This window comes from Nocardioides sp. NPDC004968, assembly GCF_040608935.1.
Classification (GTDB): domain Bacteria; phylum Actinomycetota; class Actinomycetes; order Propionibacteriales; family Nocardioidaceae; genus Nocardioides.
In genome coordinates this window covers 17,115-33,569 of record NZ_JBEXJF010000014.1, presented here as the reverse complement: position 1 = coordinate 33,569, position 16,455 = coordinate 17,115, and the positions used below count along the sequence as shown (strand labels likewise).

General features: G+C 69.4%; 13 protein-coding genes and 1 riboswitch. Of the genes, 7 read left to right on the top strand and 6 right to left on the bottom strand.

Translation table 11 applies throughout. From position 1 onward, the window contains the following. Nucleotides 1–43: 43 nt before the first annotated feature. A complete protein-coding gene (locus ABZU72_RS15280) occupies nucleotides 44–2,236 on the bottom strand; it encodes an NADP-dependent isocitrate dehydrogenase (protein WP_355019687.1) in 2,193 nt (730 codons plus the stop codon). 261 nt (nucleotides 2,237–2,497) lie between these two features. Between ABZU72_RS15280 and ABZU72_RS15275 the strand changes: the two genes are divergently transcribed. Beyond that, nucleotides 2,498–3,592, top strand: a complete 1,095-nt coding sequence (locus tag ABZU72_RS15275) for an MIP family channel protein (RefSeq protein ID WP_355019686.1) — start codon at nucleotides 2,498–2,500, stop codon at nucleotides 3,590–3,592. Between the two features lie 56 nt (nucleotides 3,593–3,648). Here ABZU72_RS15275 and ABZU72_RS15270 read toward each other — a convergent pair whose 3' ends face one another. From ABZU72_RS15270 to ABZU72_RS15250, 5 genes are all read right to left on the bottom strand, one after another. Next, on the bottom strand, nucleotides 3,649–4,011 hold the full coding sequence (locus ABZU72_RS15270; RefSeq protein ID WP_355019685.1) for a DUF3017 domain-containing protein: 363 nt from the start codon (nucleotides 4,009–4,011) through the stop codon (nucleotides 3,649–3,651). Nucleotides 4,012–4,015: 4 nt separating this feature from the next. Further along, a complete protein-coding gene (locus ABZU72_RS15265; RefSeq protein ID WP_355019684.1) occupies nucleotides 4,016–4,867 on the bottom strand; it encodes a bifunctional methylenetetrahydrofolate dehydrogenase/methenyltetrahydrofolate cyclohydrolase in 852 nt (283 codons plus the stop codon). Nucleotides 4,868–5,021: 154 nt separating this feature from the next. Then, the gene (gene purH, locus ABZU72_RS15260) at nucleotides 5,022–6,599 is read right to left on the bottom strand and encodes a bifunctional phosphoribosylaminoimidazolecarboxamide formyltransferase/IMP cyclohydrolase (protein WP_355019683.1); all 1,578 of its coding nucleotides are present in this window, start codon (nucleotides 6,597–6,599) and stop codon (nucleotides 5,022–5,024) included. 30 nt (nucleotides 6,600–6,629) lie between these two features. Continuing rightward, nucleotides 6,630–6,707, bottom strand: a riboswitch (ZMP/ZTP riboswitch). A gap of 10 nt (nucleotides 6,708–6,717) precedes the next feature. Then, a complete protein-coding gene (gene purN, locus ABZU72_RS15255; protein WP_355019682.1) occupies nucleotides 6,718–7,329 on the bottom strand; it encodes a phosphoribosylglycinamide formyltransferase in 612 nt (203 codons plus the stop codon). 10 nt (nucleotides 7,330–7,339) lie between these two features. Further along, nucleotides 7,340–8,602 carry a DUF6350 family protein gene (locus ABZU72_RS15250; RefSeq protein ID WP_355019681.1) on the bottom strand — a complete coding sequence of 421 codons (1,263 nt, stop codon included), beginning with the start codon at nucleotides 8,600–8,602 and terminating at the stop codon, nucleotides 7,340–7,342. Between the two features lie 156 nt (nucleotides 8,603–8,758). Between ABZU72_RS15250 and ABZU72_RS15245 the strand changes: the two genes are divergently transcribed. The 6 genes from ABZU72_RS15245 (at nucleotide 8,759) to ABZU72_RS15220 (ending at nucleotide 16,399) form a co-directional block, all read left to right on the top strand. Further along, nucleotides 8,759–10,591, top strand: coding sequence for a hypothetical protein (locus tag ABZU72_RS15245; RefSeq protein ID WP_355019680.1), 1,833 nt, complete (start codon nucleotides 8,759–8,761; stop codon nucleotides 10,589–10,591). A 131-nt stretch (nucleotides 10,592–10,722) separates the two neighbouring features. After that, on the top strand, nucleotides 10,723–11,232 hold the full coding sequence (locus ABZU72_RS15240) for a SigE family RNA polymerase sigma factor (RefSeq protein ID WP_355019679.1): 510 nt from the start codon (nucleotides 10,723–10,725) through the stop codon (nucleotides 11,230–11,232). Beyond that, nucleotides 11,229–12,755 (top strand): hypothetical protein, encoded by a 1,527-nt coding sequence (locus ABZU72_RS15235; protein WP_355019678.1) that lies wholly within the window; start codon nucleotides 11,229–11,231, stop codon nucleotides 12,753–12,755. Before ABZU72_RS15240 ends, ABZU72_RS15235 begins: the two co-directional genes overlap by 4 nt. Before the next feature lie 97 nt (nucleotides 12,756–12,852). Next, on the top strand, nucleotides 12,853–13,356 hold the full coding sequence (locus ABZU72_RS15230) for a SigE family RNA polymerase sigma factor (RefSeq protein ID WP_355019677.1): 504 nt from the start codon (nucleotides 12,853–12,855) through the stop codon (nucleotides 13,354–13,356). 1 nt (nucleotide 13,357) lies between these two features. Further along, on the top strand, nucleotides 13,358–14,860 hold the full coding sequence (locus ABZU72_RS15225; RefSeq protein WP_355019676.1) for a hypothetical protein: 1,503 nt from the start codon (nucleotides 13,358–13,360) through the stop codon (nucleotides 14,858–14,860). Nucleotides 14,861–15,016: 156 nt separating this feature from the next. Then, nucleotides 15,017–16,399, top strand: coding sequence for a dicarboxylate/amino acid:cation symporter (locus ABZU72_RS15220; RefSeq protein WP_355019675.1), 1,383 nt, complete (start codon nucleotides 15,017–15,019; stop codon nucleotides 16,397–16,399). Nucleotides 16,400–16,455: the final 56 nt, after the last annotated feature.

Genomic DNA, 16,455 nt, shown 5'->3' with positions numbered 1-16,455 from the left:
GACGGCCCGGCACGGAGTCCGTGCCAGGCCGTCGTGAGGTGGATCAGAGAGAGTCGATCGCCTCGTTGAGCGTCGCGGAGGGACGCATCACGGCGGTGACCTTCTCGGGGTCGGGCAGGTAGTAGCCGCCGATGTCGGCGGGCTTGCCCTGGACCGCGAGGAGCTCCTCGACGATCTTGGCCTCGTTGGCCGCGAGGGTCTCGGCGAGGCCCTTGAACGCGGCGGCGAGCTCGGCGTCCTCGGTCTGCGCGGCGAGCTCCTGGGCCCAGTAGAGACCCAGGTAGAAGTGCGAGCCGCGGTTGTCGGTGGTGCCGAGCTTGCGACCCGGGGAGCGGTCGTTCTCGAGGAAGGTCGCGGTCGCGCGGTCGAGCGCGCCGGCGAGCACCTTCGCGGCCGGGGCGGAAGCCTGCTCGGCGTACTTCTCGAACGAGGGCACCAGCGCGAAGAACTCACCGAGCGAGTCCCAGCGGAGGTAGTCCTGCTCGACCAGCTGCTGCACGTGCTTCGGCGCCGAGCCGCCCGCACCGGTCTCGAACAGACCGCCACCGGCGATCAGCGGGACGATGGAGAGCATCTTCGCCGACGTACCGACCTCGAGGATCGGGAACAGGTCGGTGTTGTAGTCACGCAGCACGTTGCCGGTGACCGAGATGGTGTCCTCACCGTTGCGCAGGCGCTCGAGGGAGTACGCCGTGGCGAGCTCGGGCGAGAGGATCTTGATCTCGAGACCCTCCGTGTCGTGCTCCGTCAGGTAGGTCGCGGCCTTCTTGATCAGCTCGGCGTCGTGGGCGCGCGACTCGTCGAGCCAGAAGATGGCCGGGGTCTTGGAGTCGCGGGCGCGGCTGACGGCGAGCTTGACCCAGTCGCGGACCGGGATGTCCTTGGTCTGGCAGGCGCGCCAGATGTCACCGGCCTCGACGTCGTGCTCGATCAGCACGTCGCCGGCCTTGTTCAGCACCCGGACGGTGCCGGCGGCCTCGATCTGGAAGGTCTTGTCGTGGGAGCCGTACTCCTCGGCCTTCTGCGCCATCAGACCGACGTTGGGGACGGTGCCGATCGCGGCCGGGTCGAGCGGGCCGTTCTTCTTCACGTCGTCGATGACGGTCTGGTAGACGCCGGCATAGGAGGAGTCCGGGATCACCGCGAGGGTGTCGTCCTCGCCGCCGTCGACACCCCAGAGCTTGCCGCCGTTGCGGACCAGGGCCGGGATCGAGGCGTCGATGATGACGTCGGAGGGGACGTGCAGGTTGGTGATGCCCTTGTCGGAGTTGACGTAGGACAGGCGCGGGCCGGCCTCGATCGCGGCCTTGAAGGCGGCCTCGATCTCGGCGCCCTTCTCCAGGCCGGAGAGGCCGGACAGGATCGCGCCCAGGCCGTCGTTGGCGGACAGGCCGGCGGCCTCGAGGTCGGCGCCGTACTTCTCGAAGACGTCCGTGAAGTAGGCCTTCACGACGTGGCCGAAGATGATCGGGTCGGAGACCTTCATCATCGTGGCCTTCAGGTGCAGCGAGAAGAGCACGTCGTCGGCCTTGGCCTTGGCGAGCGCATTCTCGAGGAAGGCGTGCAGGTTGGCCACGGACATGTACGTCGCGTCGACGATCTCGCCCTCGAGCACCGGCAGCTCGGCGAGCAGCGTCACCGTCTCGCCGTCGGACTTCTCGAGCACGATGGAGAGCGTGTCGTCGGCCGGCAGGGTCACGGACTTCTCGTTGGACTTGAAGTCGTGCGAACCCATCGTGGCGACGGTCGTCTTGGAGTCGTCGGAGAAGGGCTTGTTGGTGTGCGGGTGAGCCTTGGCGTACGCCTTGACCGAGCCCGGCGCACGACGGTCGGAATTGCCCTCACGCAGGACCGGGTTCACCGCGGAGCCCTTGACCTTGTCGTACTTGGCCCGGATCTCCTCCTCCTCGGGCGTGCTGGGCGCCTCGGGGTAGTCGGGGATCTGGTAGCCCTGCGTCTGCAGCTCCTTGATCGCGGCCTTCAGCTGCGGGATGGAGGCGGAGATGTTGGGCAGCTTGACGATGTTGGCTTCCGGCGTCTTCGCCAGGTCACCGAGCTCGCCGAGCGCATCGTCGGCCAGGCCGAACTGGGCCAGGATGCGCGAGGCCACGGAGATGTCACGCGTCTCGACCTCGACCCCCGCCTTGGCCGCGTAGGCCGAGACGATCGGAAGGAAGGAGTACGTCGCCAGCAGCGGCGCCTCGTCGGTGTGGGTGTAGATGATTCGTGCGGCCATTGCTGTGGCTACTCCTGACAAGTTGCGATCTGCTTATGACTGAGGCCGGGGACCCGGACGAAGGAAAGTGTCTTGACATCAAGATAACAGAAAGGGTGATGAGACACCGCCCCGCCCCACCTAAGCACCACGATGTGCCGTCGCAAAAGAGTTACTGTGTGTCAACACCTCATGTTGTTCAGGTGACTGCTGATACCTGAGTGCTTCTCGGGTGTCGATGGGTCTGACCGACGTCAACAGACATTGAAGGGTTAAGGGGACATGACTGAGGAATCACTGTCGGCGGCTGAGCCGACCTTCATCCAGAAACTCGCAGCCGAGGTCATCGGGACATTCATTCTGGTGTTCATCGGGTGCGGCTCGGTCGTCGCAATCATCGCCGGCGCCACCCACGCTGGACCCGAGAACGCGATCTGGGGCCTCGAGGTCGCCGCTGTCGGCCTGGCCTTCGGTATCGCCGTCGTGATCGGCGCCTACACCTTCGGTCGCATCTCCGGCGGCCACTTCAACCCGGCGGTGACGCTCGGCGTGGCCACCGCCGGCCGGATCAGCTGGAAGGACGCCGGCGCCTACATCGGCGCGCAGTTCGTCGGCGCAACCATCGGTGCGATCGTGCTGTTCCTCGTCGCGCTCTCCTCGGACTACAACTCGTGGAACGACGGCGGCCTCGGCGCCAACCGCTTCGGCGACGGAGCCGGCACCGGCCTCATCGGCGCGATCCTGGTCGAGCTGGTCCTCACCTTCATCTTCGTCTTCATCATTCTCGGCGTCACCGACGTTCGAGCCGGGACCAACGCCACCGCTGCGCCGCTCGCCATCGGCCTTTCGCTGGCCGCGATCCACTTCGTCGGCATCCCGCTGACCGGCACCTCGGTCAACCCCGCCCGTTCGTTCGGCCCCGCTCTCTTCTCGGGCACCGACGCACTGGCCAACCTCCCGGTCTTCCTGATCGTCCCGGCTCTGGGCGGTGCCGTCGCCGGTTTCGTCTACCCGCTGATCTTCAACAAGGACGGCTCCGAGATCGCGGGTGCCGGCCTCGCCTTCGGCGGCGACAGCATGACTCCGGCCCATAACGTGCCGGCCTGGGACTCCCAGGCCGTCGCTCCCGCGGCCCCGGCCGCGACTCCGGCCGCTGCTCCCGCGGCACCGGCTGCACCGGCGGCTCCTGCCGCGCCGGCCGCGCCCGCTACCCCCGAGACGAGCGACCGCACCATCGTCTCCGGCGGCTCCGGCACCGGTGGCCAGCAGTCCTGGCAGCAGCCGACCCCGGCCGCAGAGGGCGACCTTCCGGTCTACGAGCAGGACGGCTGGCGTTGGGACTACGCCAAGCAGGAATGGGTCCCGATCGAGCAGTAGCCTCGAGAAGGACGAAGGCCGCCCCTCGGGGCGGCCTTCGTCCTATTTGTACGTCTTCATTCTCCTGGAACGGTCACCGCGAGGATCCACAGCGCGCCCGCGGTCAGCGCCAGCAGAGCCACGTCGAACCAGCGGTTGCGGACCGCCAGCATCCCGGCATCCTTCGTACGCAGCACCGCACGCCCCAGCGACGCAGCGCCCACCCCGGCGGCGAGGACGATGATCCCCACCCGCCAGTGGCCGAAGCCGACCAGCCCGAGACCGACGATCGCCGCCGTCAGCACCCCGAGGTAGACGAACCCACCGATGGTCGAGGGGAAGCCGCGTACGTCCTGGGGGTCCGTCTTCTCGTGCTCAGGTGTCGCCACCGCCGGTGCGGGAGCCTCCGGTGTGGTGCTGAGCGGGGGGTGGACGGACACGGTGTCAGAGCCTTTCGAGAGCCTTCTCAGCGCTGAGGACGATATTGGAGAGCAGCATGGCCCGTGTCATCGGACCCACCCCACCCGGGTTCGGCGACACCCAACCAGCCACGTCCCAAACGTCCTCAGCCAGGTCTCCTGCGATCTTACCGTCGACCCGGGAGACGCCGACGTCGAGCAGGGCCGCGCCGGGCTTGATCATGTCCTTGGTGATGATCCCGGGCACGCCCGCGGCAGCCACCACGATGTCGGCGTTGCGGGTGTGGGCAGCCAGGTCGCGGGTGCCGGTGTGGCACAGGGTGACCGTGGCGTTCTCGCTACGGCGGGTGAGCAGCAGGCCCAGCGGACGACCGACGGTCAGCCCACGACCGACGACGACGACCTCGGCGCCCTTGATCTCGACTCCGTGACGCCGCAACAGCTCGATGCAGCCCACCGGGGTGCACGGCAGCGGCCCGTCCTCACCGAGGACCAGCTTGCCGAGGTTGTAGGGGTGCAGCCCGTCGACGTCCTTCTCCGGAGCGACCCGGGAGAGCAGCGCGAACTCGTCCAGGCCGGTCGGCTGCTGCACCAGGAAGCCGGTGCACGCCGGGTCGGCGTTGAGGCGGTCGATCTCCGCCTCGACCTCCTCCTGGGTCGACGTCCCCGGCAGGTCCACCCGGATCGACTCGATGCCGATCTCGGCGCAGTCCTTGTGCTTGGCGTTGACGTACCACCGGCTTCCCGGGTCATCGCCCACCAGCACGGTGCCGAGGCCCGGGGTGATGCCCTGGGCCTTCAGCTTCTCGACCCGCTCGGCGAGCTCTGCCTTGATCGCCTTCAGCGTCGCGGTGCCGTCCAGCTTCTGTGCTGTCACGATGTCAATCCTGTCACTCGAGTCTCTGTATTCCTTGTACGCGACGCCGACCCGGCGCATCTTGACCAGATCAAGACCCGAGTCGGCGCGTTCTGACACGATCTCCCGCCGAGTCGGCGCGTCATGACGAGCCGACTCGGCGGGGTTTTCTGGATCAGTGCGCGAAGTGGCGCGTGCCGGTGAAGTACATCGTCACGCCCGCAGCCTCGCAGGCCTTGATGGTGAGCTCGTCGCGGATCGAGCCACCGGGCTGGACGATCGCCTTGACACCGGCGTCGATGAGGATCTGCGGGCCGTCCTCGAAGGGGAAGAAGGCGTCGGAGGCGGCGACGGCGCCGCGGGCGCGCTCGGAGCCCTCGGCGAGGGTGTTTGCCCGCTCCACGGCCAGGCGGCAGGAGTCGACGCGGTTGACCTGGCCCATCCCGATGCCGACCGAGGCACCGTCGGAGGCCAGCAGGATCGCGTTGGACTTGGCCGAGCGGCAGGCCTTCCAGGCGAAGGCCAGGTCGGCGAGGGTGGCTTCGTCGGCGGCCTCACCTGTGGCCAACGTCCACGAAGCCGGGTCGTCGCCCTCGGCGTCGACGTGGTCGACCTGCTGCATCAGCAGGCCACCGGAGATCGGGCGGGTCTCGACCGGGGCGCTCTCGTCGGCGGCGGCGACCAGGATGCGGATGTTCTTCTTGCCCTGCAGGATCTCGACGGCGCCGTCCTCGTAGCCCGGCGCCACGATGACCTCGGTGAACACCTCGGCGACCTGCTTGGCCATCTCGACCGAGACCGGCCGGTTGGAGGCGATGACGCCACCGAAGGCGGAGACCGGGTCGCAGGCGTGCGCCCGGCGGTGCGCCTCGGCGATGTCGGCGCCGACGGCCAGGCCGCACGGGTTGGCGTGCTTGATGATCGCGACCGCCGGCTCGGCGAAGTCGTTGGCGGCGCGGCGCGCGGCGTCGGTGTCGGTGTAGTTGTTGTAGGACATCTCCTTGCCGTGCAGCTGCTCGGCGCGGGCGAGCCCGGCGGGTCCGAACCCGTTGAGGTAGAGCGCCGCCTTCTGGTGCGGGTTCTCGCCGTAGCGCAGAACGTTCGCCTTCTCGTACGTCCCACCGACCCACGCCGGGAAACCGGTGCCCTCGGAGGTGTCGGTGAGCACGGAGCCCATCCAGGAGGCGACGGCCACGTCGTACGTCGCGGTGTGGACGAACGCGGCCGCGGCGAGGGCCTTGCGCTGGTCGTAGGTGAACCCACCGGCAGCGACGGCAGCGAGGGTGTCGGCGTACTGCTCCGGGGAGGTCACGATCGCGACGGAGGGGTGGTTCTTGGCGGCGGCGCGGACCATCGAGGGGCCGCCGATGTCGATCTGCTCGACGACCTCGTCCGGCCCGGCGCCGGAGGCGACGGTCTGCACGAACGGGTAGAGGTTGGAGACGACCAGGTCGAACGGCTCCACCTCCAGCTCCTTGAGCTGCTCGACGTGGGACTCGAGGCGGCGGTCGGCGAGGATGCCGGCGTGCACGCGCGGGTGCAGCGTCTTCACGCGGCCGTCGAGGCACTCGGGGAAGCCGGTCAGGTCCTCGACCTTGGTCACCGGCAGGCCGAGCTTCTCGATCAGTGCCGCCGAGCCGCCGGTCGAGACGAGCTCGACGCCGGCGTCATGAAGCCCGCGGACCAGGTCCTCGAGACCGGTCTTGTCGTAGACGGACACCAGGGCCCGCTTGATGGTGATCTGATCGAGCACAGCAATCTCCTCATCGGTCAACGATTTCGATGAGGGCACCCAGGCGGTCGATGCCGTCTCTTTACACTCCCCGGTGGTCCCCCACCTGCGCCAGTCGTGTGCTCGTCACTCTAACCGCTCAGGCAGGCCCGAATCGAACTCGCCTGCCGTCGACGGTGTAGCCCTCGCGGGCGATCCGCCCGACCGTCTCGACGAGCATCGATCGCTCGACGACCTTGATCCGCTCGTGGAGCGTCTCCTCGGTGTCGTCGTCCTCCACCGGCACCGTCACCTGGGCCATGATCATCCCGGTGTCGACCCCGGCGTCGACGATGAACAGCGTCGCCCCGGTGACCTTCACGCCGTACGCCAGCGCGTCCCGCGCACCGTGCATCCCCGGGAAGGACGGCAGCAGCGCCGGATGGGTGTTGAGCGTCTTCCCACCGAACCGGGCGAGGAAGGCCTCCCCCACCAGCTTCATGAAGCCCGCGGAGACCACGAGATCAGGCTCGTACGCAGCCACCGACTCGGCCAGGGCCGCGTCCCACTCCTCGCGCGAGCCGAAGTCCTTGACCCGGTGCACGAAGGTCGGGATCCCGGCATCGGTCGCCCGGGTCAGCCCCTGGATCCCGTCCCGGTCAGCACCGACCGCGACGACCTCTGCCCCGAACTCCGGGGACGCGCAGGCGTCCAGCAGGGCCTGGAGGTTGGTGCCCGAGCCGGACACGAGGACGACGAGACGCAGCGACATGCTGCGAACTCTAGGCGGCCGGGTCGGTCGGGAGGGAACGCCGGTGCCACCAGGTCATGGTGAGCCCGGCGAGCAGACCGGCGAGCCCGAAGAAGGCGATGGCGTTGACGAGCACCTGCCCGGCGTACGGCCCGACGTCGAGCATCCGGCCGGGGCCGACGGCGCCGCCGGCGATGCCGGAGGCGATGGCGACGAGGAGGCCGGCGACGACACCGGCGCTGACTCCGCGGAGCGCGCCCTCGGACCAGCGCAGGGTCGGCCGGACCCGGCTGACTCGGCAGACGGCCCAGAAGGCGGTCAGCGGGCCGAGGGCCATCACCGCGGCGACCCAGGCGGGCGGGGCACCGTTGTCGGGCAGAGCGGCAAGCATCGGGAACATCGGCAGCGGCCCGAGGGTCACTGCCGTCGGGGTGACAGTCGTCCCGACACCGACCGAGAACCCCGGGCCCAGGGCGTACGCACTGGAGAAGAGCACGGCGTTTGGCAGCACGAGGACGGCGAGCAGGGAGTAGAGGATGATCCCGCCGAGGTCGAGGTGGAGCTGGGAGACGACGTTGATCGAGGTGGTGAAGTCGGCGAAGAGGGCCGCGAAGAACACCAGCGTGCTGACCGCGAACCACCAGAGCAGGATCGACCTGACCATCACCAGTACGTCCACGGCGGCGCGTGGCAGCAGGGTGATCCATAACGCCGCGCGGCCGGAGCCGACCGCGATCGCAGGCAGGGCCACGACCACGCAGAGCCCGACCGACCAGGAGAAGACGCCGAGGATGCTCGGCGCGGTTGCCGGGGTGCCGGCGATGATGGCGGTGGTCAGCGCGGTTCCGGTATAGCCGAGCGTGAAGAGGCCGGCGACGACCGGGACGGTCAGGTCACGCTCGCCGTCGGCGAGGGCGTTGACGTCCGGGCCGTGCAGCGAGACCGAGTCACCGACCCGGACCGCGACCTGCCACATCGCCCAGGCGAGGACCAGGGTCAGCCCGAGCGGGACGACGGTGACCGCGATGCCGGAGACGAGGACGCCCGAACCGTGGCCGAGCAGCCACCCCAGCGCGGCGACACGCAGGGCGTCCGACGGCTCGCCGTGGGCGCCCATGTCGCTGAGGAACCAGCCGAGGATGCCGATCGCCAGGCACACGACCAGCGTGGCGCCGGCCGTGCCGATGCCGCCCAGCAGGGCGACCGCGACCAGCGGGCGGCGGTGGCGGAGATCGTGGAGATCATCCGCGACTCGCCCGCGGTCAGGGGTGCGTGGAGGCAGCAGCGAGGACATCGCGTCTCATCCTCGCAACCCGCGTCGTCTCGATCTCGGCGACGCGCCGCCTGAGGCGTTCACCGGGTTGGTCACAGCGGTTGATACCCGCCTGTGCATCTGCGGCTATTGCCGTTCATTCGACCGAATCACCTACAGTTGACCGCTGACATGGGCATGACCACGGCAGACCACGAGACCTTCGAGGCGTTCTATCAGGACGTCCGTGGACGCCTCCTTCTCCAAACCTGGTCGCTGACCGGGGATCTGGAGGCCGCCAAGGCCGCCGTGCGCGGCGCGCTGGTCATCACCTGGCACCACTGGCGCAAGGTGAAGCCGATGGACGACTTCGAGCGCGAGGACTGGGTCCGCCCGATCGCCTGGTCCAAGGCGATCCGCAACCACTCGGTGCCGCTGCTCCACCGCGACCAGACGATCGCGCCGGAGGCCCGCCACACCCTCTCCGCGCTGCGCAGCCTTCCGCTCCACGACCGCAAGGTCTTCCTGCTCGGCCACCTCACCAGCGTCGACCTGGCCCAGCTGGCCCGCGAGGTCGGCACCCCGATCAGCCGCACCGAGACCGACCTGCAGGGCGCCAACGCCGCCATCTGCGCCGAGCTCGGGATCGCTCCGGAGCAGCTGCAGTCCATCTTCGACCCGCTCGTCGACGTGCTCACCGAGCAGCCTTGGCCGAAGACCTCGACGATCACCACCGCCGGCGCCGTACGCCGCCGGGTGCACACCACCATCGGCGCGGTCGCGGCCATCGCCGCCCTGGTCGGCACCGGCTTCTTCGTCACCCAGGACGCCGAGACCGAGCCACGGCTCAACACCCTCTCGATGCAGTCTGCGGCCGAGGAGTTCGAGGTCGAGCCGAGCCAGATCCCCGGCAAGAAGCTCACCGCCAAGGACCTGATGACCGAGGAGGAGGTCGCGAAGATCTACGGCGGCTCCTGGGCCGTCGACATCTCCTCCGACAACCTCGAGGGCACCGGTCTCACCATCCCCTGCCAGGCCGACACCTCGGCCGACAAGCGGCCGGCCGCGAGCCTGGCGCGCACCTTCATCGCCAAGGCGAAGGCGACCACCGCCGGCACCACGATCGAGTCGTCGGTCGACGCGAAGGCGGCGGCTGCGGCGTACAAGAAGATGCAGGGGTGGTACGCAGCGTGCGCCGAGCCCCGTTACCAGCTGATCTTCACCGAGTCGGTCGACGGCATCGGCGACCAGGCGACTCTCTTCACCTACCGCGACTGGGAGAACAACCGAGCGGTCACCTACGGCGTCGCGCGCACCGGCAGGCACACCGCCGCGGTCACCGTGAAGACCGAGGGCAAGTCCAGCACGACCGCGGCCAAGACCTCCACCATGCTCGGCACCGCCGTCCACAATCTCTGCTCGATGCCGGGCGCGGGCGCGTGCGTGGAGACCAAGCGACCGCGTACGACGGTGGTCCCGATCGCCACCAGCAAGGCGCCCGGGCTGATCAACGAGACCGATCTGCCCCCGGTCAGCACGATCGGTGACCCGTGGGAGGGCACCGAGGCGAAGCCGGCCAAGACCAACCCCGCTCAGACCCGCTGCGACAACACCGAGTTCACCGCCAAGGGCATGACCGGCGCCCAGACGCGCTCCTTCGTGATCCCCGAGACGAAGAAGAAGCTCGCCCCGATCTTCGGGCTCACCGAGACGGTCGGCAAGTTCGGCTCCGCCAAGGAGGCGCAGGCCTTCAACGTCGCGATCAAGGGCCGGCTGGACAAGTGCAGCGACAAGCAGCTCGGCAGCCACGTCACCCAGCTCGCGACCGAGTCCATCAAGGACGGCGCGATCACGGTGTGGGACATCCGGGTGGAGCTCGAGAACTCGTCGATCTACTACCGGATGGCCGCGATCCGGCGCGGCGCCAACGTCGCCCAGATGAGCTTCGTGCCCGACGGCGACGCTGACATCAGCAACTCCGACTTCGTTGCGCTCACCAAACGCGCCGCCTACCGGCTCGACTATCTCTGAGCCCAGAAACTGAGCCCAGAAATCTGAGCTCAGTTTCCTCCCGGATGCAACCAGACCTGCCTCCCATGCATCTGACCCTCTGAGGCTGGCGCAGGGCCAGATCAGGGTCCGGCCAGTCGGGGAGGCAAGCGATGGACGAGGACGAGTTCGACGCGTTCTACAACGCGTCCTTTCGTCGCGTGTGCGCTCAGGTGTACGCCATGATCGGCGACTCCGACGAGGCCGCCGAATGCGTCCAGGAGGCCTTCGCCCGCGCCTGGGCGCACCGGCGAAAGATGTCCTCGGTCGACTACCCCGAAGCCTGGGTCCGCACCACCGCCTACCGCCTCGCGGTGGGCCGCTGGCGCAGAAAGAAGTACGCAGGCCGCGTCACCGACAGGGCCGTCGGTGTCCGCACGGTGATGCCCGCGGTCGACGAGACCCATGTCGCCCTCGTCGCCGCGCTCAAGAAGCTCCCCGAGGCCCAGCGCCAAGCCATCGTCCTGCACCACATCGCCGACCTGCCGGTCCACCAGGTGGCCGCCGAGGTCGGCGTGCCGACAGGAACCATCAAGGCCCGCCTCTCCCGCGGGCGCACTGCGTTGGCAGCTCTGCTGGCCGACGAAGCGCCCGGCACGGCACTGGAAGGAGGCGTGCGATGAGTGACCCGATCTCCCGCCTGGACCAGTTCCGCGCGAATACCCCTGGAGCACCGATGAAGTCCGCAGCCGAGGTACGCCGACGGGGTGACCAGATCCGCCGCCGCCAGCGCACCCTCGTCGCCGCCGGAGCCGTGGCCCTGGCCGCGGTCGTCGCCGGACCGATCATCTTCCTCTCCGCCGGTTTCGGCGACAAGGCCATCGAACCGCAGCCCGCACCGGCGCCGAGCCAGACGCCGAGCACGGTGGCACCGAGCCCGTCAGCCTCGGCACCCGCTTCGGACCTCACCCGCGCCAACCTCCCGTCGGAGGACGACCTGGTTGCCGAAGACCCCTATCCGCAGTGGGTCCTGGAGCAGACCTACGACGGCGAGGGCCGGGGCGACCACAACGAGTGTCTGCCGACGTTGGCCGACTCGGGCGCGTTGGCGTCCTTCCGCCGTGACTTCATCGCCGAGGCCGGGCAGGAGTACGCAGACTCGGCCGGGACGCTGAAGGCGGTCGTCGCCGAGTTCGGCTCGGCCGACGAGGCCGAGAAGGCGCGCGCGGAGCTCTCCGACGCCGCGAGCTCCTGCACTGCCGTCGACGGCACGGAGGTCGCCGGCTCGCTCCCGGTCGAGGGCGGCGTCGTCACCGGTGGCGACATCAACGTGGTGACGTACCCGTCGGAGGATCCGAACACGAACGCGGGCTGGGAGGTGGCGACCGCTGTCGTCGCCGTCGAGGACCGGCTGGTGGTGCTGACGCGGCGGCGCGGCGCACAGGACTACGTCTCGCCGACGACCCTGCAGACCTCCGCCGTCAACGCCGCTTACCGGCTGGTCGGTTCCTCGCCGCCACCCGCGACGGCGTCGAGCTCAGCGTCCTCGAGCTCGTCCTCATCGGCATCCGCGCCCGCGGCGATCCTCAACGACGCACATCTCGTCGTGGCCGGGTCGCTGCCGGGACTGCCGATGGAAGGTGAGTCGTCCGCGATCTGGCAGCAGGTCGCGCCGCAGCCGACCCCGACGCTCTACTGCCAGGGCGCCTGGCTCTCATCGCTGAAGGCCGCCGAGTCGGTCAGCCGGGAGTTCCGCCTCGAGAACGGCGGCAGCCAGATCGGCAAGGTCAACGTGACGGTGCTGGAGTTCGCCGAGAAGGAGAACGCCGACGCCGCCTTCGACACGGTCCACGGCTGGCTCGACGCCTGTCCGGCATCGTTGGACGACGCGAAGCTCTTCACCGCCAGGCCCGTCGAGTCGATCCAGATCGGCGCCACGCCCGAGGTCGACCGAGCCGCGCAGGCGCTCGCCGAGTACGCCGCCGACTGCGGTGGCGAGGGCTGCGACGCCACCTGGTACGACCACCAGACCGTCGCCCAGCTCGGGACCCGGCTGGTGCTGGCCACCCACGCCGAGGCCGGTGGCCCCTGCCCGCCGACCAGAGCCTGCCCGCCGGAGGAGGCCTCGGACTACACCGAATGGGACAACCGGGTCGCCCAGACGGTCGAGGCCACCGTGGACCGAGCCTTCCAGGACCTGCCCTGATGAGGACCCAGTGCAATTGACCTTTACGCTCGCACATGCCACCGCTGACACTGGCGCTCGGGCAAGAGTCATGGAAAGCCAGCCGGGGAGGCGAACGATGGACGAGGACGAGTTCGACGCGCTGTACAACGCGTCGTACCGCCGCTTGTGTGCTCAGCTGTACGCCATGATCGGCGACTTCGACGAGGCTGCGGAGTGCGTCCAGGAGGCGTTCGCCCGTGCCTGGGCGCACCGGCGCAAGATGTCCTCGGTCGACTACCCCGAAGCCTGGGTCCGCACCACCGCCTACCGCCTCGCGGTGGGACGCTGGCGCCGGAAGAAGTACGCCGGCCGTGTCACCGACAGGGCCGTCGGCGCCCGCACGGAGATGCCGGCGGTCGACGAGTCCCACGTGGCTCTCGTCGCGGCGCTGAGGCAGCTCCCGGAGGCGCAGCGCCAGGCCATCGTCCTGCACCACATCGCCGATCTGCCGGTCCATCAGGTGGCCGCCGAGGTCGGTGCGCCCACCGGCACCATCAAGGCCCGCTTGGCTCGAGGACGAGCCGCTCTCGCGGAGCTGCTCGCCGAGGACAATCCCGGCGCCGTCTGGAAGGAGGCCTGAGATGAGTGACCCGATCTCGCGTCTGGACCAGTTCCGCGCCGACGCCCCTGGGGCACCGATGAGCTCCGCAGCCGAGGCACGGAGCCGAGGTGACCAGATCCGGCGCCGCCGTCGCGCCGTCGTGACCGCAGGCACGGCGGCCCTGGCCGCCGTCGTCGCCGGGCCGATCATCTTCCTCTCCACCGGACTCGGCGACAAGGGCATCGACCCCGCACCGGCACCGAGCGACAGCGCGGCCGCGCCCAGCGCGTCCGCCTCTGCGCCGGTGTCCGACTTCAGCCGGGCCAACCTGCCGACCGAGGACGATCTGGTCGCCGACGACCCCTATCCGGCCTGGGTCCAGGGGCAGACCTACGACGGCGAGGGCACCGACACCTACAACGACTGCCTGACCGACTCGCTGGGCGACTCCGGGGCGCTGGCGACGTACCGCCGCGACTTCGTCGCGGAGCCCGGGGAGGAGATGGCTGATGCGGCCGGCACGCTGAACGCCGTCGTCGCCGAGTTCGGCTCGGCCGACGAGGCCGAGAAGGTACGCACCGACCTCTCGGACGCCGCGGCCTCGTGCCCCGGCGTGGACGGAGCAGAGGTGGCCGGCTCGCTCCCGGTCGAGGGCGACGTCATCTCGGGCGGGGACATCGACGTGGTGACGTACCAGCCTGATGACCCCGAGATGAACGCGGTCTGGGAGACCGCGACGGCCGTCGTCTCCGCGGAGGACCGGGTCCTGGTGATGACCCGGAAGCGGGGTGTCCAGGACTACGTGTCACCGACCACCCTGCAGACCTCCGCCGTCAACGCCGCCTACCGGATGGTCGGTGCCGCGCCCCCGGGCGAACCGGCCGCCGACCCGACGGAGACAGGATCGCCCGCGGCGGAAGGTCTCAGCGCCGTCAACCTGATCGACGGCAGCACCCTCCCCGCGCTCGACCGCTTCGAGAGCCCTCTCGGCTGGAACCAGTACACGCCCACTCCCGACGTACCGACCCTCGCCTGCCAGAAGGAATGGCTCACCACGCTCGGACCCACGGCGAAGATCGCGTCCGACTACCGCTGGGACACCGACAGCGCCATGGTCGGCCAGGTCCACGTGGCGGTGCTGGAGTTCGCGGACGAGAACGCCGCCGGCGCTGCGTACAACGAGGTCATGGAGTGGATGGAGGTCTGCCCGGCCAACAAGCTCGGGGTCGACCCGGACGTCACCGCGCTGCCCATGGACGTCAGCTCCGACCTCGATGCCGGGCCGAAGCGCGCGGCACGGTCGCAGGCGACGTACCCCGGGGAGGACGGCAACGACAGCATCTGGTTCGAGACCGAGCTGGTCGCGGAGTACGAGACCCGGCTCGTCCTGGTCGGCTACGCCGAGCTCGCCGGCCCCTGCCCGCCGAGCACCGGCGACAAGAACGACCCGTGCTACCAGCCCGACCAGCCCGACTCGTGGCCGGGCCGGATCCTCGCGATCGAGAAGGCGGCGGTCACCGCCGGGATCAGCGACCTGCGCTGACGGACACCACTCAAACACGATATGGTTGATCGTCTTTCATGACTTAGCGCGTGGAGACTCCTGTCACAACGCGCTCATCCAAGGAAGACACGTACTGGTCATGGCGTTCGGGCCCATCAGAGCCCCGACCCGCATCAACCTTGGAGAAGCCCTCTCGTGTCCACCGCCCCCACTGCACCCGCCAGGCGGCGGTTGCCGCTTCCGTCCTTCTCGGTCCAGATCATCCTCGGCCTCGTCCTCGGCGTCGCCCTCGGTGCGGTCGCGCGAGCGATCGGTCCCGGCGCGGGCGACGAGGCCAACTGGCTGACGACGACCCTCGCCACGATCGGCGACTCGTTCGTCTCGCTGCTCAAGGCCGTCGTCGTACCGCTGATCTTCACCGCCATCATCGCCTCGATCGCCAACCTGCGTACGGTCAGCAACGCGGCCCGGCTCGCGGGCCAGACGCTGCTGTGGTTCGCCATCACCGCGGCGATCTCGGTCGCCATCGGCATCGGCCTCGGGCTGCTCTTCCGGCCCGGCAGCAACACCGCGGTCAGCACCGCGGACGCGGCCGAGGCCGGCGCGTCCGCCTCATGGCTCGACTTCCTCCAGGGCCTGATCCCCGGCAACTTCCTCGGCCTCCAGGCATCGACCAGCGTCGAGCAGGTCGGCGGGAGCCCGCTCGCGGAGACCGCCCTGAGCTTCAACGTCCTCCAGGTGCTCGTGGTCGCCCTCGCGATCGGCATCGCGGCGCTCAAGACCGGCGAGAAGGCCGAGCCGTTCCTCGCCTTCAACCGCTCCTTCCTCGCCATCGTGCAGAAGGTGCTGTGGTGGATCATCCGGCTGGCGCCGATCGGCACCCTCGGCCTGATCGGCAACGCGGTCGCCTCCTACGGCTGGGACTCGCTGAGTTCCCTGGCCTGGTTCGCGGTGGCCGTCTACGTCGGCCTGGCACTGGTCCTGTTCGTCGTCTACCCGGTGCTGCTGCGGGTCAACGGCCTCAACCCGCTGGCGTACTTCCGCGGCGCCTGGCCGGCGATCCAGCTCGCCTTCGTGTCGCGCTCCTCGGTGGGCACCATGCCGGTGACCGAGCAGGTGACGGTCAAGAACCTCGGCGTCCCCCAGGAGTACGCCTCGTTCGCCGTCCCGCTGGGCTCGACCACGAAGATGGACGGCTGCGCGTCGATCTACCCTGCGATCTCGGCGATCTTCGTCGCCCAGATCTTCGGGATCGACCTCGGCATCACCGACTACCTGCTGATCGCCTTCGTCTCGGTCGTCGGCTCGGCCGCCACCGCGGGCCTCACCGGCGCCGTCGTGATGCTGACCCTCACGCTCTCGACCCTCGGCCTGCCGCTGGCCGGCGTCGGTCTGCTGCTCGCGATCGACCCGATCCTCGACATGGGACGTACCGCCGTCAACGTCGCCGGACAGGCGCTCGTGCCGACCATCGTGGCCAAGCGCGAGGGCATCCTCGACATCGACCGCTACCGCTCCGCCTCCGCGGCCGGGCTCCTGGCCGACGACGAGCCCGTCAAGGAGACGGTCGCCGCCTGACGTCCCCGGACAGCCCCGGACGTACGCGATCGAGCGCCCCGGCAGCCAACTGGCTG

Coding starts and splice junctions, on each gene's coding strand:
- ABZU72_RS15245 (WP_355019680.1), top strand. CDS start 8,759: ATGACCACGGCAGACCACGAGACCTTCGAGGCGTTCTATCAGGACGTC.
- purN (WP_355019682.1), bottom strand. CDS start 7,329: ATGTCGCTGCGTCTCGTCGTCCTCGTGTCCGGCTCGGGCACCAACCTC.
- ABZU72_RS15225 (WP_355019676.1), top strand. CDS start 13,358: ATGAGTGACCCGATCTCGCGTCTGGACCAGTTCCGCGCCGACGCCCCT.
- ABZU72_RS15280 (WP_355019687.1), bottom strand. CDS start 2,236: ATGGCCGCACGAATCATCTACACCCACACCGACGAGGCGCCGCTGCTG.
- ABZU72_RS15230 (WP_355019677.1), top strand. CDS start 12,853: ATGGACGAGGACGAGTTCGACGCGCTGTACAACGCGTCGTACCGCCGC.
- ABZU72_RS15250 (WP_355019681.1), bottom strand. CDS start 8,602: ATGTCCTCGCTGCTGCCTCCACGCACCCCTGACCGCGGGCGAGTCGCG.
- ABZU72_RS15240 (WP_355019679.1), top strand. CDS start 10,723: ATGGACGAGGACGAGTTCGACGCGTTCTACAACGCGTCCTTTCGTCGC.
- ABZU72_RS15235 (WP_355019678.1), top strand. CDS start 11,229: ATGAGTGACCCGATCTCCCGCCTGGACCAGTTCCGCGCGAATACCCCT.
- ABZU72_RS15275 (WP_355019686.1), top strand. CDS start 2,498: ATGACTGAGGAATCACTGTCGGCGGCTGAGCCGACCTTCATCCAGAAA.